This window comes from Leifsonia lichenia, assembly GCF_054780215.1.
The window spans coordinates 644650-666657 of the sequence record NZ_BAAGWT010000001.1 but is presented as its reverse complement, the minus strand read 5'-3'; the positions used below and the strand labels follow the sequence as shown (position 1 = coordinate 666657).

Annotated in this window: 22 protein-coding genes; 19 read left to right on the top strand and 3 right to left on the bottom strand. The window is 68.6% G+C overall.

Annotated elements, in window-relative coordinates; genetic code table 11:
- The first annotated feature begins 12 nt into the window (after nt 1–12).
- The 10 genes from phnD (at nt 13) to ACYVGI_RS03075 (ending at nt 9826) form a co-directional block, all read left to right on the top strand.
- Entirely contained in the window at nt 13–1044 is a 1032-nt protein-coding gene (phnD, locus tag ACYVGI_RS03120; RefSeq protein ID WP_460631189.1) for a phosphate/phosphite/phosphonate ABC transporter substrate-binding protein, read from the top strand.
- 84 nt (nt 1045–1128) lie between these two features.
- Nucleotides 1129–1929: a phosphonate ABC transporter ATP-binding protein gene (gene phnC, locus ACYVGI_RS03115; protein WP_460631188.1), complete on the top strand. Its 801-nt coding sequence runs from the start codon at nt 1129–1131 to the stop codon at nt 1927–1929.
- Between the two features lie 5 nt (nt 1930–1934).
- Nucleotides 1935–2735, top strand: coding sequence for a phosphonate ABC transporter, permease protein PhnE (phnE, locus tag ACYVGI_RS03110; protein ID WP_460631479.1), 801 nt, complete (start codon nt 1935–1937; stop codon nt 2733–2735).
- A complete protein-coding gene (phnE, locus tag ACYVGI_RS03105; RefSeq protein ID WP_460631187.1) occupies nt 2732–3652 on the top strand; it encodes a phosphonate ABC transporter, permease protein PhnE in 921 nt (306 codons plus the stop codon). The genes phnE (ACYVGI_RS03110) and phnE (ACYVGI_RS03105) overlap by 4 nt, the downstream gene beginning before the upstream one ends.
- A 9-nt stretch (nt 3653–3661) precedes the next feature.
- Nucleotides 3662–4513, top strand: a complete 852-nt coding sequence (locus tag ACYVGI_RS03100; protein ID WP_460631186.1) for a metallophosphoesterase — start codon at nt 3662–3664, stop codon at nt 4511–4513.
- Nucleotides 4510–5367, top strand: a complete 858-nt coding sequence (locus tag ACYVGI_RS03095) for a MurR/RpiR family transcriptional regulator (RefSeq protein ID WP_460631185.1) — start codon at nt 4510–4512, stop codon at nt 5365–5367. Before ACYVGI_RS03100 ends, ACYVGI_RS03095 begins: the two co-directional genes overlap by 4 nt.
- 45 nt (nt 5368–5412) lie before the next feature.
- Entirely contained in the window at nt 5413–5766 is a 354-nt protein-coding gene (locus ACYVGI_RS03090) for a VOC family protein (protein ID WP_460631184.1), read from the top strand.
- 97 nt (nt 5767–5863) lie between these two features.
- Nucleotides 5864–6367, top strand: a complete 504-nt coding sequence (locus ACYVGI_RS03085) for a hypothetical protein (protein ID WP_460631183.1) — start codon at nt 5864–5866, stop codon at nt 6365–6367.
- 271 nt (nt 6368–6638) lie between these two features.
- Entirely contained in the window at nt 6639–8885 is a 2247-nt protein-coding gene (locus tag ACYVGI_RS03080; RefSeq protein WP_460631182.1) for a DEAD/DEAH box helicase, read from the top strand.
- Between the two features lie 80 nt (nt 8886–8965).
- The gene (locus ACYVGI_RS03075) at nt 8966–9826 is read left to right on the top strand and encodes a patatin-like phospholipase family protein (RefSeq protein WP_460631181.1); all 861 of its coding nucleotides are present in this window, start codon (nt 8966–8968) and stop codon (nt 9824–9826) included.
- A 74-nt stretch (nt 9827–9900) separates the two neighbouring features.
- Here ACYVGI_RS03075 and ACYVGI_RS03070 read toward each other — a convergent pair whose 3' ends face one another.
- The gene (locus ACYVGI_RS03070; protein ID WP_460631180.1) at nt 9901–10806 is read right to left on the bottom strand and encodes an aminoglycoside phosphotransferase family protein; all 906 of its coding nucleotides are present in this window, start codon (nt 10804–10806) and stop codon (nt 9901–9903) included.
- Between the two features lie 16 nt (nt 10807–10822).
- Complete coding sequence (locus ACYVGI_RS03065) at nt 10823–11473, bottom strand: TetR/AcrR family transcriptional regulator (protein ID WP_460631179.1); 651 nt, start codon at nt 11471–11473, stop codon at nt 10823–10825.
- Between the two features lie 169 nt (nt 11474–11642).
- Here ACYVGI_RS03065 and ACYVGI_RS03060 point away from each other — a divergent pair, with 169 nt between their 5' ends.
- The 6 genes from ACYVGI_RS03060 (at nt 11643) to ACYVGI_RS03035 (ending at nt 19486) form a co-directional block, all read left to right on the top strand.
- Nucleotides 11643–13304: an ABC transporter substrate-binding protein gene (locus ACYVGI_RS03060; RefSeq protein WP_460631178.1), complete on the top strand. Its 1662-nt coding sequence runs from the start codon at nt 11643–11645 to the stop codon at nt 13302–13304.
- Nucleotides 13305–13391: 87 nt separating this feature from the next.
- Nucleotides 13392–14216, top strand: a complete 825-nt coding sequence (locus ACYVGI_RS03055; protein ID WP_460631177.1) for an ABC transporter ATP-binding protein — start codon at nt 13392–13394, stop codon at nt 14214–14216.
- Nucleotides 14213–15025 carry an ABC transporter ATP-binding protein gene (locus ACYVGI_RS03050; RefSeq protein ID WP_460631176.1) on the top strand — a complete coding sequence of 271 codons (813 nt, stop codon included), beginning with the start codon at nt 14213–14215 and terminating at the stop codon, nt 15023–15025. The genes ACYVGI_RS03055 and ACYVGI_RS03050 overlap by 4 nt, the downstream gene beginning before the upstream one ends.
- Before the next feature lie 38 nt (nt 15026–15063).
- The gene (locus ACYVGI_RS03045; RefSeq protein WP_460631478.1) at nt 15064–16086 is read left to right on the top strand and encodes an ABC transporter permease; all 1023 of its coding nucleotides are present in this window, start codon (nt 15064–15066) and stop codon (nt 16084–16086) included.
- A gap of 2 nt (nt 16087–16088) precedes the next feature.
- A complete protein-coding gene (locus ACYVGI_RS03040; protein WP_460631175.1) occupies nt 16089–17189 on the top strand; it encodes an ABC transporter permease in 1101 nt (366 codons plus the stop codon).
- A complete protein-coding gene (locus ACYVGI_RS03035; protein WP_460631174.1) occupies nt 17186–19486 on the top strand; it encodes an exo-beta-d-1,3/1,6-glucosidase in 2301 nt (766 codons plus the stop codon). The genes ACYVGI_RS03040 and ACYVGI_RS03035 overlap by 4 nt, the downstream gene beginning before the upstream one ends.
- A gap of 8 nt (nt 19487–19494) precedes the next feature.
- Here ACYVGI_RS03035 and ACYVGI_RS03030 read toward each other — a convergent pair whose 3' ends face one another.
- Nucleotides 19495–19863, bottom strand: a complete 369-nt coding sequence (locus tag ACYVGI_RS03030) for a VOC family protein (RefSeq protein WP_460631173.1) — start codon at nt 19861–19863, stop codon at nt 19495–19497.
- 63 nt (nt 19864–19926) lie between these two features.
- Between ACYVGI_RS03030 and ACYVGI_RS03025 the strand changes: the two genes are divergently transcribed.
- The 3 genes from ACYVGI_RS03025 (at nt 19927) to ACYVGI_RS03015 (ending at nt 22007) form a co-directional block, all read left to right on the top strand.
- Nucleotides 19927–20367: a MarR family winged helix-turn-helix transcriptional regulator gene (locus ACYVGI_RS03025; protein WP_460631172.1), complete on the top strand. Its 441-nt coding sequence runs from the start codon at nt 19927–19929 to the stop codon at nt 20365–20367.
- Nucleotides 20368–20556: 189 nt separating this feature from the next.
- Nucleotides 20557–21090: a type IV toxin-antitoxin system AbiEi family antitoxin domain-containing protein gene (locus tag ACYVGI_RS03020; protein WP_460631171.1), complete on the top strand. Its 534-nt coding sequence runs from the start codon at nt 20557–20559 to the stop codon at nt 21088–21090.
- A 5-nt stretch (nt 21091–21095) separates the two neighbouring features.
- Nucleotides 21096–22007: a nucleotidyl transferase AbiEii/AbiGii toxin family protein gene (locus ACYVGI_RS03015; RefSeq protein ID WP_460631477.1), complete on the top strand. Its 912-nt coding sequence runs from the start codon at nt 21096–21098 to the stop codon at nt 22005–22007.
- Nucleotide 22008: the final 1 nt, after the last annotated feature.

Genomic DNA, 22008 nt, shown 5'->3' with positions numbered 1-22008 from the left:
AATGGGAACGTCATGAAAATCCGGAAGATCGCTGTCGCGAGCGCCTCTGGCCTCGCCATCCTCGCCGCGCTCGCGCTGAGTGGATGCGGTGTGCAGCAGCAGACCGCATCCGGCTCCACCGCGTCCGGCACGGCAGCTCCCGCCGCCTGCACGGGCACCTCGGACGACTCGGCCAAGGCGCCCACCTCTCTCACCCTCGCCCTCGTCCCCTCCGGCGACGCGGCCAAGCTGGTCGAGACGGTCAAGCCGCTCGAAGAGGCGCTCACCTCGCGTCTCGGCATCCCGGTGAAGGGCGTCATCACGCAGGACTACCAGGCCGCCGTCGAGGCGATCGGCAGCAACCAGGCCCAGATCGGGATGCTCCCGAGCCTCCAGATGAGCCAGGCCTGCGACAAGTACGGTGCCGTCCCCGCCCTGCAGACGCAGCGCAACGGCAAGAGCTCCTACGCCGCTCAGTTCTTCACCAACGACCCCAAGAAGTACTGCTCAGACACCCCGGTGAAGGGAGCGAACGGGATGCTGTACTGCAACGGCACAGAGAAGGGCACCGGTCCTGCCGGGCTCGACAGCATCACCAAGATCAAGGGCGCGACGGTCTCGCTGCTCCAGGCCGCATCCCCTGCCGGCTACATCTTCCCCGTCGCGGCGATGAAGAAGGCCGGCCTGGACGTCGACAAAGACATCAAGACCGTCCAGGTCACAGCCAACGACGCCAGCGTGCTCGCCGTCTACAACGGCGACGCCGAGGTCGGCACCAGCTACTGGGATGCGCGCTCCGTCGTGCAGAAAGACACCCCGGATGTGGGTGAGAAGGTCGTGGTCTTCGCACTGACCGACGAGATCCCGAACGACGGCGCCTCGATCAGCAGCAAGCTCAGCAAGACCTGGCAGACCAAGATCGCCGACGCGATGAAGGACTACGCGGGCACCCCGGAGGGCGTGAAGGCGCTCACCGCGATCTACCAGATCACCGGCCTGGTCGACGCCGACCCCGCGAGCCTGAAGAAGACGCAGGACGCGGCAGCATCCATCGGCCTCGGCTGATCGCACGACCAGGAGCGGGGTGGCGGGCGGAACATGCCCGCCGCCCCGCATCGACAGTATCGACGGCAGGGAAGGACAGACGAGATGACGGAGTCGTCAGGAGCGCGCATCCGGTTCGAGAAGGTGGGCGTCACGTACCCCAACGGGTTCTCCGGGCTGCGGGACGTGAGCCTCACCATCGAGCCGGGCGAGATGGTCGCCGTCGTCGGGCTGTCCGGCGCAGGCAAGTCGACGCTCATCCGCACGATCAACGGACTGGTCCCGATCACGTCCGGCGAGATCGCCGTCGGCGACTACGAGCTCTCCGGGCTCCGCGGCAAGCGGCTGCGCACTCTGCGCAGCGAGGTCGGGATGGTGTTCCAGAGCTTCAACCTCGCCAAGCGCACCACGGTGCTCAACAACGTGCTGATGGGCCGCCTGCACCACACCTCGGCCTGGCGGACGCTGCTCGCAGCGTGGTCGGCCGACGATATCGAACTCGCCATGCAGGCGCTCGAGCGCGTGGAGATCGTGTCGAAGGCGTACTCCAGCGCCTCCGAGCTGTCCGGCGGTCAGCAGCAGCGCGTCGCCATCGCGCGCACCCTGGCGCAGCGGCCCAAGGTGATCCTCGCCGACGAGCCGGTCGCCTCTCTCGACCCTCCCACCTCCCACGTGGTGATGCGCGACCTGCAGCGGATCAACGCCGAACTCGGCATCACCGTGGTGGTCAACCTGCACTTCCTCGACCTCGCCCGCCGTTACGGCACCCGCCTGATCGGGCTGCGCAACGGCGAGGTCGTCTACGACGGTCCGGGCGCCGGCGCGGACGAGTCGGTGTTCGAGTCGATCTACGGCCGCTCCCTCACCGCGGAGGACGTGCTCGACGCCCCGGCGGTGCTGCCGTGACGAGCATGACGACCGGCCCGGTCGGCAACGCCCGCCCCGTCAGGCCGCGCTCGGCGTGGAAGGTCGTCGTCACCCTCGCCGTGCTCGCCGCGATCACGGTGTGGTCCGCGATCGCGGTGCAGGTGGACGTCGGCGCCCTGTTCGCCAACGCACAGAACGCGTCCAACACCCTCATCCAGCTCTTCCAGCCGGACTACACCTTCTTCCCCGAGACGCTGCCGTGGCTGCTGCAGACCGTGCAGATGGCGATCATCTCCACGGCCGTCAGCGTGATCATCGCCCTTCCGCTGTCGTTCCTCGCCTCCCGCGCGACCAACCCGAACAGCGTGGTGCTCGGCATCGTGCGGTTCGTGATGAACATCGTGCGCAGCGTGCCGGATCTGCTGTACGCCTCTCTGTTCGTCACCGTGGTCGGCACGGGAGCGCTGTCGGGCATCCTGGCGCTCGTGCTGTTCAACGTCGGCATCATCGTGAAGCTCATCTCCGAAGCGCTCGACGGCCTCGACCGCGGAGGGCAGGAGGCGGCGCTCGCCGCGGGCGGCACCTGGTTCAAAGCCAACCGCGCCGCGATGGTGCCGGAGGTCGCGCCCACCTATCTGTCGCAGGCGATCTACGTGCTCGAGCTGAACATCCGCGCATCCACCGTCATCGGCCTGGTCGGCGCAGGCGGCCTCGGGATGCTGATCGACAAGGTCCGCACGTTCTACCAGTACCACTACCTCAGCATGATCATCTTCGAGATCCTCATCCTCGTCGTGCTGCTCGAACTGCTCAGCTCGTACACCAGGCGGAGGCTGATCCGATGACCGCGCAGACGCTCGCCGACCGCACCAGCCCTGCCACCCGCATCCCGAGCCGGCAGCGGCCGCGCAAGCCGTTGCGGATCGCGCGCACGATCGTGTGGGTGGTCGTCACCGTCGTGGTGGTCGCCGCGTTCTGGGGTGTCGACATCTCCTGGGATGCGCTGTGGCAGCTCCCGCAGAAGCTCGCCCACTACCTCGGCCTGATGTTCCTGCCTCCCGCCTGGGACAAGCTGCCGGATGCGCTCTCCGCCACCATGCTGTCCGTCGCGATGGCCTGGTTCGGCACCGTGATCGGCGTGATCGTGTCGTTCCCGCTCAGTCTGCTCGCCACCAGGGGGCTGACCCCTGCGGTGGTGCGCTGGCCGCTCCGTGCGGTGTTCGCCGTGCTGCGCGCCGTGCCGGAGGTGGTGATCGCCGTGCTGATGCTGTCGGTCACCGGACTCACCGCATACACCGGCGCGCTGGCCATCGCGATCGGCTCGATCGGCACGCTCGGCAAGTGGGGCTACGAGAGCTTCGAGTCCGTCGACCGCGGCGCGATCGAGGCGGCCACAGCGGCGGGCGGCTCCCGGGTGCAGATCATGCGCTGGGGCGTCTGGCCGAACGCCAAGCCGGACGTGCTCGCGTTCTGGCTGTACCGGTTCGAGATCAACGTGCGCGCGTCCGCCATCCTGGGGCTGATCGGCGCAGGCGGCATCGGCAAGATGCTGGTCGACAACATCCAGTTCCGTGTCTGGGACGTGGTCGGGATGCTGATGATCGTGGTCATCGTCGTCACCATGATCATCGACCAGCTCTCCGGCCTCGTGCGGCACCGCATCATCTCCGGGCACTGGGAGCTGCCGGTCGTCACGGCCGTGCGGCGGCGGTCGGCGCGTCGGGTGCGCGCGGAGAGCATCGAGCTGAAGGCGACGGAATAGGGTGACTTCGTGAGCTTCCCTGCCGAGCGCGGCCTGCGCATCCTGCACATCTCCGACACCCACCTCTTCGGCGACGGCAGCCTGCACTACGGGATGGTCGACACGCTCGCCGCGCTCGACAGAGTCCTGGCCCGCGCGGCGTCCCTCGGTGCCGTCGATCTCGTCGCGGTGTCCGGCGATCTGTCGGACGACGGCAGCCAGGAGTCGTACACGCTGCTCGCGGGCCGGATCGCTCCGTGGGCGGCCGAGCACGGAGCGGCTGTGGTCTACGCGATGGGCAACCACGACCTCCGCGACGGCTTCGAAAGCGTGCTCGGCGCGCGAGAGACGGTCGTGGACGTCGCCGGATTCCGTGTGGTCACCGTCGACACTTCCGTGCCGGGCGCCGGCTACGGGGCCGTGGATGCGGCAGCGCTCGACCGCCTGCGCGGCATCGTCGCCGCTCCATCCGCCCACGGCACCGTCGTGGTGCTGCACCACCCGCCCGTCCCTGCCGCGAGCGCACTGCTGGCCGCTCTGGAGCTGCAGAACCCATCCGGTGTGCTGGAGGCGTGCTCCTCCGGCGACGTGCGGCTCGTGCTGGCCGGGCACTACCACCACGCCCTCAGCGCGGTCGCGGGCGGCATCCCCGTCGTCGTCGCCCCTGGCACGGCGAACAGCTCCGACCCGATCGCGGCCGAAGGCACGGAGCGCGCGACTGTCGGCTCGGGCTTCGCCGTGATCGACCTCCCGCTGACGGGCGAGCCGACCGTCGTGTTCGTCGCCGCGCCGAGCGCAGACGACGGCACGGAGATCTTCGACCTTGACGCGGCGGAGGTCGAGCGCATCGCCGCAGCGGCAGGCCCGAAGGAGCCCAGATGATCGACCACCGCCCCGGCGAGGTCATCGCGACCATCCGCTCCGTCCTCCCGTCGCTGCTGCCGACGGAGCAGGCCGTCGCCGCCGTGCTGCTGGAGCGTTCGGCGGAGATCGTCGAGCTCAGCTCGCAGCAGGTCGCCGAGCTGGCCGGCGCATCCAGAGCCACCGTGGTGCGCACCTGCCAGAGCCTCGGCTTCACCGGATACCAGCAGTTGCGCGTGCTGCTCGCCAGGGACGCCGGTTACCGTCCTGTCGCAGCGAAGACCACCGCGCCTGTCGGGTCGGCCGGAATCGTCACGCAGACCTTCACCCACATCGCAGGCCGGGTCGACGACATGGTCGCCCTCCTCGACGCCGACGCGGTGGAGCGCGCCGTCGAGGCGCTGGTCGCCGCCCGCCGCGTGGTCGCCGTGGGCAACGGCCTCTCCGCCCCTCTGGCCCTGGATGCGGCCGCCCGCCTCACCAGCGTCGGCCGCGCAGCGGAGTCCCCGCTCGACGTGATCGGCCAGCAGATCACCGCGCGGCTGCTCTCGCCGGGCGACGCGCTGCTGGCGGTCAGCGGGAGCGGGTCGAACGCATCCACTCTCCGCACGGCGGGCGCGGCGACGGCGGCGGGCGCGACTGTGATAGCGGTGACCGCTTTCGTGCGCAGCCCGATCGCGCAGGCGGCCGACATCGCGCTGGTCGTGACGATGCCAGACCTGACCTTCCGCGACGAGATCACCCTCGCCTCCCGTCTGCCGCAGGCCATCCTCATCGAAGGCCTGGTCGCTGCGGTGACGCAGCGCCTCGGAGACGCGGCGACCACGGCGAAGTCCCTGGCGCTGGACGCGATCAGCGACAACCTGGCGGAGTAGCGGCAACGACGACAGAATGGGCGCAGAGACCAGAGGAGGCGCACCATGCCCGTGACAGGAATCGGCGGACTCTTCTTCCGCAGCAGCGACCCGGATGCGCGCGCCGCCTGGTACAGGGAGCACCTCGGCATCGACGCCGGGCAGGCTTCCGTCTGGCAGCAGGAGGGCGGGATGACCGTGTTCGCGCCGTTCCCGGCCGACAGCGACTACTTCCCCGCCGACCAGGCGTTCATGCTCAACCTGCGGGTCACCGAGCTGGATGCGCTGGTCGCGAGCCTCGACGCGGCGGGTGTTCCGGTGGAGCGCAGGGACGAGTGGACAGACACGGAGTATGGGAGCTTTGCGCGCATCCACGATCCGGAGGGGCTCCCGATCGAGTTGTGGCAACCTCCGAACTGACCATTGCTCAACTGCGGGCCGAGGACTACCGTGCGACAGGCTGGGTCTTCGCCGACCAGCGTCCGTGTGCAACATCGACGTTCTAGGAGAGAACACAATGAGTGATCGCACCCCACCGGCCAGCTACCCCGCGTCGTCGTCCCCTGCGGGAGGCGGCGCGCCCGTCGCTCCACCGCAGCAGGTGAACATCGCGTTCTGGCTGTACATCGTCGGCGCCGCGCTGAGCCTCATCGCCCTCATCGTCTCGCTCGCGACGATCGGGTCGCTGAAGGACGAGGTGCAGAAGCAGCTCGCGAGGCAGGGTCAGCAGATCTCCGACGCGACCCTCAACGCGACCGTCGGCGTGTCCGTCACGCTCGCCGTCGTGTTCGGCATCCTCTACATCGCTGCGTATGTGCTGTTCGCGTTCTTCATGCGCCGGGGAGCCAACTGGGCGCGCATCGTGCTGACAATTGTCACCGTGCTCTCGCTTTTCGGCATCCTCGGCGGCTACGGTCTGGGCGCCGCGCGCGTGATCGTCGGCGTGATCGCCACCGTGCTGATCTTCCTCAAGCCGGCCAACGAGTACTTCGCCTCCGTGAAGGCGAGCAAGCGGGTCTGACGGCCCTGACACGCCTGAGCGTGGGCGGTGGCGAAAAGTCACCGCCCACGCTCAGGCTTGTTCCTGTATCGTAGATAGGTCGGCTCTTGACACCGCACGTTCGTGCGGATGGGTTTGTAAGTCAGGTGGGCCGGTTTCGCTGCCGTTCGGCAGGCGAATGATCACTGTATGTGAACGGCCCCGGCCAAAGACTGCCCGGGTTCTCCTTTGAAGCGCGGTAACGATCCGCGTGCTTCGTCATGCATAACGAGAACAACCCAGGAAGACATCCATGCCCGGATTCAAGAAGCACGGAAACAACAGCGCTCCCGGCGCCCGCAAGGGTGCCCCCAAGGCAGGCAGCCGCAGCCCCAGCCACCGCGGATACCGCGCGGCCGAAGAGGGTGCCGCCCCGAAGAAGGCCCGCTGGTCCGAGGACGAGCGCGCCGCCCGCGGACGCGCCACGTACGGAAGCCGCGACGGCGGCCGTGACGGCGCAGGCTCGACCGGCGCCCGCAAGGAGCGCCCGAACTGGGAGCCCCGCGGCAAGGATGCGCGCCGCACCTGGCAGCCGGACGGCGACCGCTCGCGCGGCCGTGACGACCGCGCCCCGCGTCGCGACTTCGACAACGACCGCCCGCGTCGGTCGTTCGACGGTGACCGCGCTCCGCGTCGCGACTTCGACAACGACCGCCCGCGTCGTTCGTTCGACGGTGACCGCGCTCCGCGTCGTGATTTCGACAACGACCGTCCGCGTCGTTCGTTCGACGGCGACCGCGCCCCGCGTCGTGACTTCGACAACGACCGCCCGCGTCGCGGAAACGACGACCGCGCCCCGCGTCGCGACTTCGACAAGGACCGCGCCCCGCGTTCGTTCGACAAGGACCGCGCCCCGCGCTCGTTCGACAAGGACCGCGCCCCGCGCTCGTTCGACAAGGATCGTGCCCCCCGTCGCGACTTCGACAACGACCGTCCCCGTCGTTCGTTCGACGGCGACCGCGCTCCCCGCCGCGATTTCGACAACGACCGTCCGCGTCGTGCAAACGACGACCGCGCACCCCGTCGCGACTTCGACAACGACCGTCCGCGCCGCTCGTTCGACAACGACCGCCCCCGTCGTGACTTCGACAACGACCGCCCGCGCCGCTCGTTCGACAACGACCGCCCGCGTCGCGATTTCGACAACGACCGCGGCCCCCGCCGCTCGTTCGACGCCGACCGTGCACCGCGCCGCGACAGCTCGTCCTCGTTCTACCCGTCGCGCGACGAGAAGCCCGCGTTCACGGCGAACGACGACGTCGTGCTCGAGCGTCTTGAGGCAGACGCCATCGAGGCGAAGGACGTCGACGGCGTGACCTTCGGCGACCTCGGCCTCGGCGGCAACATCGTCCGCGCGCTCGCCGAGCTCGGCGCCGACCGGCCGTTCCCCATCCAGGCGGCGACGACCCCGGATGTGCTTGCAGGCAAGGACGTCCTCGGCCGTGGCCGCACCGGCTCCGGCAAGACCATCGCGTTCGGCGCCCCCATGGTCGAGCGACTGATGAGCCTCTGGGCCGAGTCAGGCAAGTCCGGCGGAAAGCGCCAGATGGGCCGCAAGCCGCGCGCCCTCATCCTGGCCCCGACCCGCGAGCTCGCACTGCAGATCGACCGCACCGTCCAGCCGATCGCCCGCAGCGTCGGCCTGTTCACCACGCAGATCTACGGCGGCGTGCCGCAGGCCCGCCAGGTGGGCGCGCTGCAGCGCGGCGTCGACATCGTGATCGGCACCCCCGGCCGCATCGAGGACCTCATCGAGCAGGGTCGTCTCGACCTCAGCGAGGTCGTCATCACTGTCCTGGACGAGGCCGACCACATGTGCGACCTCGGCTTCCTGGAGCCGGTGCAGCGCATCCTGCGCGAGACGTCCGATGGCGGGCAGAAGCTGCTGTTCTCCGCCACCCTCGACAAGGGTGTCGCCCAGCTCGTCGACGAGTTCCTGGTGAACCCGACCGTGCACGAGGTCGCCGGTGAAGACCAGGCGTCCTCCACGATCGACCACCGCGTTCTCGTCATCGAGCACCGCGACAAGGCCGCGATCATCGAGCAGCTCGCCGACCGCGACGGCAAGACCCTGGTCTTCGCCCGCACCCGCGCGTTCGCCGAGATGCTCGCCGACCAGCTCGACGACGCCGGAATCCCGGCCGTCAGCCTGCACGGCGACCTCAACCAGTCCCGCCGCACGCGCAACCTCGGTCAGCTCACCAGCGGCCGGGTCAACGTGCTCGTCGCCACCGACGTCGCGGCCCGCGGCATCCACGTGGACGACATCGACCTGGTGATCCAGGCCGACGCACCCGACGAATACAAGACCTACCTGCACCGCTCCGGCCGCACCGGCCGCGCAGGCAAGCAGGGCACGGTCGTCACGCTCATCCCGCGTCAGCGTCAGCGTCGCATGACCGAGCTGCTCGGCCGCGCGGAGATCGAGGCCGAGTTCGTGCCCGCGATCCCCGGCGACCAGCTCATCACCGACCTGGCCCAGGCGGCAGCGCAGGCATAACGCCCCAGCGAACGCGCGACATGGCCGCACCGGATGCATCCGGTGCGGCCTTTGTCGTCAGCCGGGGGTAGTGTCTGGCCATGACCAACGGTTCGCTCGTCTTCGCTGGCGGCGGGGTGGCCGGGATCGCGTGGGAGGTCGGCGTGATCGCCGGGATCGCCGACGCAGACCCGCAGCTCGCCGAACACCTCCTCGCACCGGAGGTCACGTTCATCGGCACATCGGCGGGCTCCGCGGTGGCAGCCCAGCTCGCCAGCGGCGTCGGGCTCGACACGCTGTACGCCGCCCAGGTCTCCGACGACACCGCCGAATTCGACCCGCGCGTGGACCTCGCCGCCCTGATGGAGCGGTTCATGGCGGCGGCCCAGCCGGACGCATCCACGGTGGCGAGCCTGCAGGCGATCGGACGACTCGCCCTCGACACGGATACGGTCGCCGAGGACGAGCGCATGGTGTCGATCGAGGCGCGCCTGCCGTACGAGGAGTGGCCGGACCGGCGCCTGCTGATCACGGCGGTGGATGCGGTCAGCGGCGAGTTCCGCGTCTTCGACGCCGCCTCCGGGGTGCGCCTCGGCCAGGCCGTGGCGGCGAGCTGTGCGGTGCCAGGCGTGTGGCCGCCTGTGACCATCGGCGACCGTCGGTACATGGACGGCGGGATGCGCTCGCTCGCGAACGCCGACCTCGCCGCCGGGTCGGACTGGGTGCTGGTCGTTGCGCCCGTCCTGGAGGGCGTCGCCGGGTTCGGGCAGATCCCGCCGGGCGAGCTGGAGTCGCTCGCTCCCGCTCCGGTGCATGTCGTCTACGCCGACGACGCCTCGGTCGCCGCCTTCGGCGCCAACCCGCTCGACCCAGCGACCCGCCCCGCGTCCGCCGCGGCGGGCCGCGCCGTCGGCGCTGCCGCCGCCCACCGCATCCGCGCCGCTCTCGACCGCACCCACTGACCCCCGACGCAATCGAGCCGGGAGTTATGCACGCGACACGCCGCGCCGAGCGTGCATAACTCCCGGCTCGAGTTTCAGGAGGCGGGGGAGGCAGAGAGCTGCGCGAGGGCGTGGGCGGCGAGCCCGGCCATGCGGGGGTTGTCGTCGGAGTTGGCGGCGAGGGCGGAGCCCATGGTGACCGCCCAGCCGCGGGCGCGGCGCCAGGTGGCGTCGTCGACCAGGGCGGCGGGGGAGAGGCGGGCGAGTTCGGCGCGGAACACGGCCCGCGCATCCGGCCCGAACGTCAGCCACGCCGTCGCAAGGTCGGTCGCGGGGTCGCCCGCGGTCACGTCGCCGAAGTCGATCACGGCGGCGAGCCGGGAGAGGTCCGGCGTGAGGACCAGGTTGCCCGGATGCAGGTCGCCGTGCAGCCAGATCGGCGGCCCGTCCCACGGGGGCGCGTCGAGCGCATCCCGCCACGCGTCGGCGAGGTCGGCCACCTCCATCCGCTCAGATAGGTGACGCAGCCGCTCCTGCACTGCCGCATCCCGCGTCGCCAGGGGCACACCGCGCACCGGGTTGGCCGGGATGTCGCCGCTCGCCGGCTCGTGCAGCGCCGCGACGAACGCCGCCAACGGCAGGGCGATGGATGCGCGCTCCTCCGCCGTCACGTCCGCCCCGTCGATCCCGTCGACCCACCGCACAATGCTCCACGCGAACGGGAACAGCTCCGACGGCACGCCGACGCGCACGGGCGCGGGGATCGTGACGGCGACGCGCGCCGCGAACTCCGGCAGCACCTGCTGCTCGTGCTCGATCAGGTGCGCGGCGACCTCACGGCGCGGGATGCGCACCGCGTGCGCGTCGCCGAGCCGGTAGATCAGGTTGTCCCAGCCGTCGGAGACGAGTGTCAGCGGACCGGCGAGGTCGGGATGCTGCGCGGCGATCAGTCGCGCGACGAGGTCGGGGTCGCTGGCGATGTCGGCTTCCGGGGTGTGCACGCGTTCGCGTTTCAGCTCAGCTCGCGTCGCGGACGTACGACGACACCGCCGGTCCCGGATGGAGCACACCGTTCACGATCGCCTCGATGGCGAACTCGCTGGCCTTCGCGAGGTCGATCGCCGTGGGTTCGAGCAGCCACTGCAGTTGCAGCCCGTCCATGACGGCGAGGATGGAGGCCGCTGCGTTGTCGATCGTGTCGGGGTCGCTCACGCCTTCCTGGGCGCACAGCTCGCGGAAGGCATCGTCGATCTCCTCGCGCAGCGTGTGGTAGCGCTCGTGGAAGTAGGCCTTCGCTGGGTGGTCGTCGGTCACCGACTCGGAGGAGAGCACGGTGTAGACCTGCACGATGCCGGGGCGCAGCGAGTTGCGGAACGCCGTGCCGACCAGGTGCGCGAACAGGGCGGGGCCGCCGGGGATGTGGCGGTCGGCCAGGTGCGCGACGTCGTCCTGGTCGCGGAACTCGAGCACTTCGAGGAGCAGGTTCTGCTTCGACCCGAAGTGGTGCAGCACGCCGGCGTGGGTCATCCCGACCTGCTCGGCGATGTCGGAGAGGGTTCCGTTGGTGGAGCCTTTGGCACCGAAGGTTTCGATCGCCGCCCGGAGGATCTTGGTGCGTTTGCGCTCGGTCTCCGGGCGAGGACTGGTGCTAGCGCCCGTCGTGACCATGCGTGCCGTCCTCTGCCTCGTGCTGCTTGCGTGCGAGCTTACCACTCAGTAACCTCGGACCAACTTGCTTTCTGACCAGTAAGCAAGTTATCGTCAGCCGACACCCGCACCAAGAGGGCACAACGAGTGTGCCCGTCATGAAGGAGAAGCAATGAGGCTTAGGAAAACCTTGATCACGGCATCCGCGATCATGGCCATCGGCGCACTCGCGCTCACCGGCTGCTCGTCGAGCGGCTCATCAGGGGCGAGCAGCGCGAGCGGAGGCTCGCTCACGGTCGCGAAGCCGGACGGCGCAGCCGTCCTGGCGACCCAGATCAACAACCCGTTCATCACCACCGGCTCCGGCATGTCCCTCGGCTATGACCGGATGATCTACGAGCCCCTCGCGATCGTCAACCCGGTCGGCAAGAACGAGACGACCCCGTGGCTCGCCTCCAAGGTCGAGTGGAACTCGGACTACACGCAGCTCACCGTGACCCCGCGCAAGGGCGTCAAGTGGAGCGACGGCAAGCCCTTCACCGCAGACGACATCGTCTTCACGTACAACCTGATCAAGAACACCCCGGCTCTCGACCTGGCCGGGCTCAAGCTGAACGAGGTCAAGAAGGACGGCGACAACGTCGTCCTGAACTTCAGCGAGTCGAAGTTCGTCAAGCAGGGCGACGTGCTGCAGGTGGCCATCGTCCCCGAGCACCAGTGGAAGGGCATCGCAGACCCGACCAAGGATGCGGTCAAGGACGCGATCGGCACCGGCCCGTACACGGTCAAGACCTTCTCGTCGCAGGGCGTCGTGCTGAAGGCCCGCACCGACTACTGGGGCGGCAAGGTCCCGGTGGGCGAGCTCAAGTACCTCGAGTACAACGACAACACCGGCCTCCTCCGTGCTCTGCAGAGCGGCGAGACGGACTGGGCGCAGATCTTCATCACGGACTACCAGAAGAACTACGTGGACAAGGACCCGAAGCACAACGTGTTCTGGGGCGCCAACGTCCTCAGCCCGGACATGATCCTCGTCAACAACACCAAGGCGCCGTTCAACGACGTGGCGTTCCGCAAGGCCGTCAACATGGTCATCGACCGCAAGGCGCACGCCGAGAAGGCGCGCAGCAACGCCGGCCCGGAGCTGACCAACGTGACCGGCATCCCGCAGCCGACCGGTGACCAGTACATCGCTCCCGAGTACAAGGACCAGACGTTCAAGATCGACGTCGACGGCGCCAAGAAGGTGCTCACCGACGCCGGGTACACCTGGAAGAGCGGCGCCCTGATCGACCCGTCCGGCAACCCGGTCTCGTTCACGCTGTCCGACCCCCAGGGCTGGAACGACTACGTCACGGGCATCCAGCTCGTCGCGACGCAGATCAAGAACACGCTCGGCGCCGACGCGAAGGTCGCCACGCCCGACGCAGACACCTGGACCGCGAACGTTGCCTCCGGCAACTTCGACGCCGTGCTGCACTGGACCGGCTCCGGCTCGAACCCGTGGCACATCTACGACGACGTCATGAACGGTGCTTACCTCGAGCAGGCAGCGGACGGCAAGGTCGCGGACAACTTCGGCCGCTACAACAACCCGGAGGCGACCGCGCTGCTCAAGGAGTACGCACAGGCATCCGATGACAGCGCACGCACCGCTGCGCTGAACAAGCTGCAGAAGATCTTCGTGGAGGACGTCCCGGCGATCCCGATCGGAACGCACCCGCAGCTCGCCGAGTACAACACCCGCAAGTTCACGGGGTGGCCGAGCGAGAGCAACCAGTACGCGACTGCTGACCCCACTCAGCCGTCTGCCGTCCAGGTGCTCATGAACCTGAAGCCGGCCAGCAAGTAAGCAACCTGCGCGTCCGGGGTGGGCGAGGGGCTTTCGAGCCCGCGTCCACCCCGGATCGTCCGCGGTCAGCGTGAAAGCGACATCCCTATGACAGACTCCCTTCTTTCTGTGCGCGATTTCTCGGTCGTGTACGACGTGGATCCGCCCGTCGAGGCGGTCAAGAACGTCACCATCGACATCAAGCGCGGCGAAATCGTCGGCCTCGCCGGTGAGAGCGGCTGCGGCAAGACCACCCTCGCCTACGGCGTGCAGCGGCTCCTCAAGCCGCCGGCCGTCATCAGCAGCGGCAGCGTCGTCTTCCACGACGAAGGCGGCGACGACATCGACATCAACTCCCTCGACGCGGAGGAGATGCGCCGCTTCCGCTGGAACAAGGTCTCCATGGTCTTCCAAGGAGCCATGAACGCCCTCAACCCGGTGGCCACCATCGGCGCGCAGCTCGAGGACGTGTTCCTGGTGCACCGCCCGGGGATGAGCAGGGCGCAGCGGCGCGCGGAGGCCGCCGAGCTCCTCGAGATCGTCAAGGTGGGCGCGCAGCGCCTGCGCTCCTTCCCGCACGAGCTCTCCGGCGGTATGCGCCAGCGCGTCATGATCGCCATGGCCCTGGCGCTTCGCCCGCAGTTGATGGTGATGGACGAGCCGACGACCGCGCTCGACGTTCTGGTGCAGCGCGAGATCCTGAAGCAGATCTCCCAGCTCCGCCACGACTTCGGCTTCTCAGTCGTCTTCATCACCCACGACCTCCCGCTGCTGCTGGAGATCAGCGACCGCATCGCGATCATGCGCGAAGGGGAGATCGTCGAGCTCGCCGACGCGGAGCAGATCTGGACCAACCCCCAGCACGAGTACACGCGCAAGCTGCTCGGGTCGTTTCCCCGCCTCACGGGCGAGAGAGGAGTGGTCGTCCGATGACCACGCTCGAGTTCAAGAACGTCACCAAGATCTACAACGTGCGCGGAGCGGGACAGCTCAAGGCGCTCGACGACGTCAGCTTCACCCTCGGCCCCGGGCAGACCATCGGCCTGGTCGGCCAGTCCGGCAGTGGCAAGTCGACCATCGCGAAGATCCTCACCCAGCTCGAGACGCCCACCAGCGGAGAGGTGCTGCTGGACGGCGCCCCGGTCCCGCGGTCGGGCAAGAGACTGCGGAAGTACCGCCAGCAACTGCGGATGGTCTTCCAGGACCCGTTCGCCTCGCTGAACCCGTCCCACTCGATCCGCCACCACATCGAGCGCCCGCTGCGACTGGACAACGTCGTCCCGCGCTCTGAGGTCGACGACGAGGTGCGCCGACTGCTGCAGCGCGTTCGACTGGATGCGGATGCGGTGATCGACCGGCGCCCGCACGAGCTCTCCGGAGGCCAGCGACAGCGCGTCGCGATCGCCCGCGCGCTGGCATCCCGCCCCGCGCTGCTGGTCGCTGACGAGCCGGTGTCGATGCTCGACGTGTCGATCCGCCTCGGCGTGCTGAACCTGCTCGCAGAGCTGCAGACCCAGGAGGGCCTCGGCGTCCTCTACATCACCCACGACCTGGCGACGGCCAGGCACTTCAGCGACGAGATCATCGTGCTCAACCAGGGCAGGATCGTCGAACACGGAACGGCGGACGATGTCATCCTCCGTCCGAAGGATCCGTACACGCGCGAGCTTCGCGCCGCGTCCCCCGACCCGGAGAAGCACTTCGGATCGCTGGCCGCACAGACGTCAGGAGGTGTGCTGTGAGCACCGAGACTCCCATTGATCCCACGCTGGTCGGGACGATGGCGACCAGGGCGGAACGCCGAGGCATCCGTGTCCCGTGGCGTTTCATCGGCGGACGAGCCGCGTTCTACGCCTTCACGCTGTGGGCGGCCATCACCATCAACTTCTTCCTGCCCCGCATGATGAAGGGCGACGCCGTCTCGTCGTACATGGCGCGCAGCCAGGGTCAGTTGACCCCGGATGCGGAGAAGGCGCTCAGGGCCATGTTCGGCCTGGACACCTCCGTGCCGCTCTGGCAGCAGTACCTCGACTACTGGAACATGCTGTTCCACGGCAATCTGGGCGTCTCCATCTCCACCGGCATGGCGCCGGTGGGCGAGGCCATCGCCTCCGCCCTGCCGTGGACGCTCGGGCTGGTCGGCTTCGCGACGGTGATCTCGTTCCTGATCGGGACGAGCCTGGGCGCGGTGATCGGCTGGAAACGCGGCGGACGACTGGATGTGTTCGTTCCCATCACGACGTTCCTCGGCACCGTTCCGTACTTCTGGGTCGGACTGATCCTGATCGCGGTGTTCTCGACGACGCTCGGCTGGTTCCCCGCCGGGCACGCATACGAGCTGGGCGTCGAGCCTGGCTGGAACGCGGACTTCATCGGCGAGGTCATCTCCCACGCGGCCCTGCCGATGATCACCATCGTGATCGTCTCGATCGGCGGCTGGGTGCTCGGTATGCGCAACATGATGCTCACCGTCCTCGACGAGGACTACATCACCGTCGCGCAGGCCAAGGGGATGCCGAACCGTCGCGTGCTCTGGCGCTACGCCGCGCGCAACGCGGTGCTGCCGCAGATCCAGAGCTTCGCGCTCGCCCTCGGCTTCATCGTCAGCGGCACGATCGTGATGGAGATGGTGTTCTCCTATCCCGGCATCGGCCTGCTGCTGCTCAACGCCACCAGCGCGAAGGACTACGCGCTGATGCAGGGCATCTTCCTCGTCCTGGTCCTGGCAGTGCTGGTGGCGAACATCCTCGCGGACATCGCCTACGCCATCCTCGACCCACGCACCCGTCAGACGGAGGCTTGATCATGACAACCCCCGCTCAAGAATCGCAGACGCTCACCCCAGGCTCGGAGAGTCTCGCTCAGCCAGCAGGCGTCGGCGCACCGGAGACCCTCGCGGTCGCGGTCGCCGACAGGCGGCGCCCGGCGAAGGCGACGTTCTGGTCGCAGTTGAAGGCATCGCTCGCGATGTTCAGCAATCCCAAGTCCGCGACCGGCCTGATCATCATGGGCGTGTTCGTGCTCGTCGCGATCTTCGCCCCGTGGATCGCCCCGTACGACCCGAACGCGCAGAACCTGAACGAGACCCTCCAGCCGCCGTCGTTCGAGCACCTCCTCGGCACGACCCACATCGGCCAGGATGTGTTCAGCCAGCTCGTCTTCGGAACGCGCGGCGTGCTCGTGGTCGGGTTCCTGGCGACGATCATGGCCACCGTGGTCGCGATCATCGTCGGCGTGACCGCCGGCTATCTGCGCGGCTGGAAGAGCGAGTCGCTGTCTGCCCTGTCGAACGTGTTCCTGGTCATCCCCGGACTGCCGCTGATGATCATCGTCGCCTCGCAGTTCGACGACCCGCCGCTGTGGCTCATCGCCGCTGTGCTCGGCCTGACCGGCTGGGCCTGGGGCGCGCGCGTTCTGCGCGCGCAGACCATGTCGCTGCGCAACCGCGACTTCATCCAGGCGGCGAGGGCGAACGGCGAACCGCTTCGCCGCGTCATCCTGGTGGAGATGCTGCCGAACCTGCTGGCGATCATCGCGTCGAGCTTCGTCGGCACCATGACGGCCGCGGTGCTGGGCTTGACCACCCTCGCGTTCATCGGCGTCATCCCGGTGTCGAACCTGAACTGGGGAACCATCCTGTTCTGGGCGCAGCAGAACAACGCGTTCCCGGAGTACTGGTGGTGGTACGTGCCGGCCGGTCTGTGCATCGCACTGCTGGGCGTCGCTCTGTCGCTGATCAACTTCGGCATCGACGAGTACGTCAACCCTCGCCTGCGCTCCGCCGGAGAGCGCGCCCGTGCGATGAAGCGCAAGGGCATCAACATCAACAACGCCGTCACGCAGGTGCGCACGGAACCGCCCGCCGCCGCTGCGGCCGAACGATCACGGGAAGTCAAGACCGAATGACCTCAACACTGCCATCAGCATCCCCGGTTCTGGCATCGGGAACCCTTCCGTACCAGGACCCATCGCTGACGACAGCCGAACGTGTCGCTGATCTCCTCGCACGCATGACCGTGGAGGAGAAGGTCGGGCAGATGTTGCAGCTCGACGCACGCGACGACCTGCGCGACCACATCCTGCGACGCCACGTCGGCTCCATCCTGCACACCTCCCCGGAGCGGATCCTGGAGGCGAACCGGCTCACTGCGAAGACCCGTCTGCGCATCCCCCTCCTCGTGGGGGAGGACTGCATCCACGGGCACTCGTTCTGGCCGGGCGCCACGATCTACCCCACCCAGCTCGGTATGGCCGCGTCGTGGGATGCGGAACTGATCGCGCGGGTCGCCCGCGCCACCGCGGAAGAGGTCGCCGTGACCGGCGTGCACTGGACTTTCTCTCCCGTGCTGTGCATCGCCAGGGACCTCCGCTGGGGTCGGATCAGCGAGACGTTCGGCGAGGACCCCTTCCTCATCGGCGAGCTGGCGAGCGCCATGGTGCGCGGCTACCAGGGGAACGGGCTCGACGATCCGACGGCGATCCTCGCCACCGCGAAGCACTTCGCCGGCTACTCGGAGACGCAGGGCGGCCGCGACGCGAGCGAGGCCGACATCTCCAGGCGCAAGCTGCGGAGCTGGTTCCTGCCGCCCTTCGAGCGCGTGGCGCGTGAGGGATGCCGTACGTTCATGCTCGGCTACCAGAGCACAGACGGTGTGCCGATCACGGTGAACGACTGGCTGCTCAGCGAGGTGCTGCGCGGCGAGTGGGGATACACGGGGACGCTCATCACCGACTGGGACAACGTCGGCCGCATGGTCTGGGAACAGAAGGTCCAGCCCGACTACGCGCACGCCGCCGCTGCCGCCGTCACGGCAGGAAACGACATGGTGATGACCACGCCGCTCTTCTACGAGGGCGCCCTGGAAGCCGTCGAGAAGGGGATGCTCGCCGACGATGCCTTCGACGCCGCGGTCGCGCGCATCCTCACGCTGAAGTTCGACCTCGGACTGTTCGAGAACCCCCGCCTCCCTTCCGCCGAACTCGACGCCGTGGTCGGCAGCGCGGCGCACGCCGAGCTGAACCTGGAGATCGCGCGGCGTTCGATCGTGCTGCTGGAGAACGACGGGACGTTGCCGCTGGCGTCGCCTGGTGCGTCGCGGGATGCGTCCGGCTCCGACGCCGGGCAGCTCAGGGTCGCGCTCGTCGGCCCGCTCGCGGACGACGCGCAGAGCCAGCTCGGCGACTGGGCAGGCGGATCTGGACAGGCTGGCTGGCTGGACGGCCAGCCGCGCGAGATGATCACCACCGTGCTCGACGGTCTGCACGCTATCGACGGCTGGAGCGTCCGGCACGCCAGGGGCGCCGAGATCCTCACCCTCGAGGACGACCCGCGCGGAAAGACGTTCCAGGACGGGCAGCCGCGGCCCGCCGTGGTCGTGCCAGCTGCATCCGACCCGGTGCTGATCGCCGAGGCCGTCGCAGCCGCTGAGGCGTCCGATGTGGTGGTCGCCGTGGTCGGCGACCGGATCGAGCTCGTCGGCGAGGGACGTTCCACCGCGACGCTCGAACTGATCGGCGGCCAGACCGCGCTGCTCGACGCGATGATCGCGACGGGAAAACCCGTCGTCGTGGTGCTCCTCGCCTCGAAGCCGCTCGTCCTTCCGCCATCGGTCGCGAAGGCCGCCGCCGTGATCTGGGCAGCGAACCCGGGGATGCTGGGCGGGCAGGCGCTCGCCGAGATCCTCGCCGGTCGCGTCGAGCCTTCCGGTCGTCTTCCGATCTCGTTCGCCAGGCACGTCGGCCAGCAGCCGACGTACTACAACCAGATCCGCGGGCAGCACGGAGACCGCTACGCCGACCTCACCCAGGAGTCCGCGTGGGCGTTCGGCGACGGCCTGTCGTACACGACCGTCGAGTACGCCGAGCTGGCACTCGAGCGCACGGAGCTCGGCGCGCACGACACCATCGTCGCCGAGGTCACCGTGAGCAACACCGGCGCACGCCCTGTGCGTGAGACGGTCCAGGTCTACGTGCGAGACACCGTCACGAGCGTGAGCTGGACGGACAAGGAGCTCAAGGCGTATCGCCAGATCGACCTCGCCCCCGGCAAGACGGCTCGGGTGCGCATCGAGCTTCCCGTCCGGGAGTGCTCGATCGTGGACGCCGCGGGAGTCCGCCGCGTGGAAGAGGGAGGTTTCGAGCTGCTCGTCGGCCCGTCCTCGCGCGAGGCTGCGCTTCTCACGGCCGGGTTCGAGGTCGTTTAGCGACCGCCTCAGGCGCGGTCGTGGAGGGTGATCTGGTAGCCGTCCGGATCGGCGAAGGTGAACGTGCGGCCGAACGGGCCGTCGATCGGCGCTGAGACGATCGTGTGGCCATCCGCGACGAGCGCGTCGTGGATGGCCTGGACGTCGGTGGCGTGCAGCCAGAGCGCGACGCCGATGCCCGGCTGGGCGGCGGAGACGAGATCGGTGCCGGGCACGACGTCGCGGAGTGCGAACGCGATCGGCGTCGTCTCGAAGACGACGGCGTGCGGGGGACCCGCCTGCGAGCGGACCAGTCCGAGGTACTGCTCGTAGAACGCCTGTGAGGCATCGAGGTCGCGCGCCTGGAGAGAGATGAAGTCGGGGCCGGTGACGGGCATGATGGTGCTCCTTCGTGATGTGTCAGTTAGCTGACACGCACCAACCTATGTCAGAATACTGACATGAGTCAAGACGGCGCCGGTATCGACCTGGAAACCTCGCTGGGATACCTGCTGAAAGAGGCGTCGAGCGCGCTCCGTGCCGCCATGGAGGCCGTGCTGCGCCCGCTCGGGATGACCATCACCCACTACTCGTGTCTCGAACTGCTCGCCCAGCGCCCCGGCCTCTCCAACTCCGAACTCGCGCGCGGAACGTTCGTGACACGGCAGTCGATGAACGTGCTGCTGCAGAACCTCGAGCGCGACGGCTACGTGGTGCGGCCGTCGGAGGCGCCGGTCGGGAAGGTCCTGCCCACGCAGCTCACCGCCCGCGGCCGGCGAAGCCTCGAAGAGGCGACAGCCGCCGTCCGCGGTGTCGAGCTCAGGATGCTGGGGGACATGACAAGCGAGGAGCAGGCGAGTGCGTTCCGGACCCTGCAGGGCATGATCCAGCGCCTGCGCTGAGCGGGAGAGAGTGTGGGGAGGCCGGCGCGGCGAGCCGGGAGTGCCTGCCGGCGAGGACCGCATCCATTTCTCCGTGGCGGTGGCGGTGGCGGTGGCGGCGTCGCGCGAGACTTGTCGCCGTGCATCCGGATGCAATCCATTGTCAATAGCGTACCGTTTCTGGTACCTTATTGGCAAGGAGGTGGGGTGATGACCTATCGGCATGACCTCTGGGAGATCGCCGCGTCGCGCAACGGCGTGGTGACCGTTGCCGAGGCGGAGGATGCGGGCGTGCCAGCCGTCGAGGTGCGGAAGCTCGCTGCCCGCGGCGCGCTTCATGCGTTCGGGCAGGGCGTCTACACGCACCGCGACGTGCCGACGACGCTGCTTACCCAGCCGACGATCGCTGTGGCCCTCGCGGGGGAAGGCGCGTTCCTGCGTCGTGAATCCGTGCTCGATCTGCACGGGCTCGGGCAGTTCAACCCGCCGAGGGTGCGCGTGGGTACACGTCGTCGAGTGCGACGCGCTCTCCCGGAGTGGATGGAGCTGGAGAACCGGCCCGATGTGCCCGATGAGGATCTCATTCATTACCAGGGCGTTTTGGCGACGACCGTCCGGCGGGCGCTGGAGGACATGCGGCATCGGATGCCCCCCGACCGATGGGAAGCACTGGTCGACGAGGCGCGGCGGCGAGACCTGATCGAAGAGCGCGACACCATTGCGCAAAAGGCGGTTTCGCCGTGAGCGAGATGACTCAGCCCCTGAACGTGACTCAGCTCAATGCTCGGCTCGCGAAGATCGCGGCAGCGCTGGGCATTCCCGTCGCTCGTGCGCGAGTGATGCTGTGCACGCTGATCGCATCGCAGATGCTCCCCGACGCCGTCGCTGTGAAGGGCGGCATGGGCGTGAAGTTGCGTTTCGGAGAGCGTGGCACGCGCGCCACGTCCGACCTGGACGTTTCCACCCGCGTCCGCGGTGAAGAGTTCGAGCGGGCGTTTCGCGCGCGGCTGGCCGAGGGGTGGGGAACGGTGCCGCCGTCGAAAGGCGAACGGCGCCGCAATCCGGGCGCGCCGGATCGCGTCGCGTTCACCGGGACGGTGCGCGCCGTAAAGCTTCACGATCCAGGGCTCGCTCGTCCGGAGTACGTGATGCACCCGTATCGGGTGTCGCTAGCGTTCCTCGGCAACGCTTGGGGCGCGCTCGATGTCGAGGTCTCCGATCCCGAGATCGACCCGTATGCGCACACAAGGAGGGAGATCGACGGGGAACTCGCACAGTTCGGCGCCTACTTTGGCTTCGGGGAGCTGCGACCGATCGAGCTGGTCGACCTGGAGTACCAGATCGCGCAGAAGCTCCACGCCGTCACCGATCCAGCCTATGCGCGAGCGCACGATCTGGTCGACCTCCAGTTGCTCTGGAATGCCGGCCCCGATCTGCGGACGTTGCACACTCTGTGCGTGGACACGTTTCGCTGGCGCCGCCAGCAAGAGTGGCCGCCGATTTCGCTGCGTCCGATGGATGGGTGGGAACTGGCCTACGCAGACGCACGCGCCGAGACCGAGGTCGACGGCCACACCCCGATGCTTCCGGACATCGTCGCGGCGCGCGAGTGGCTGAGCCGGATCATCGGCATCATCACGTCGTCACCCGTCCTCGATTGAC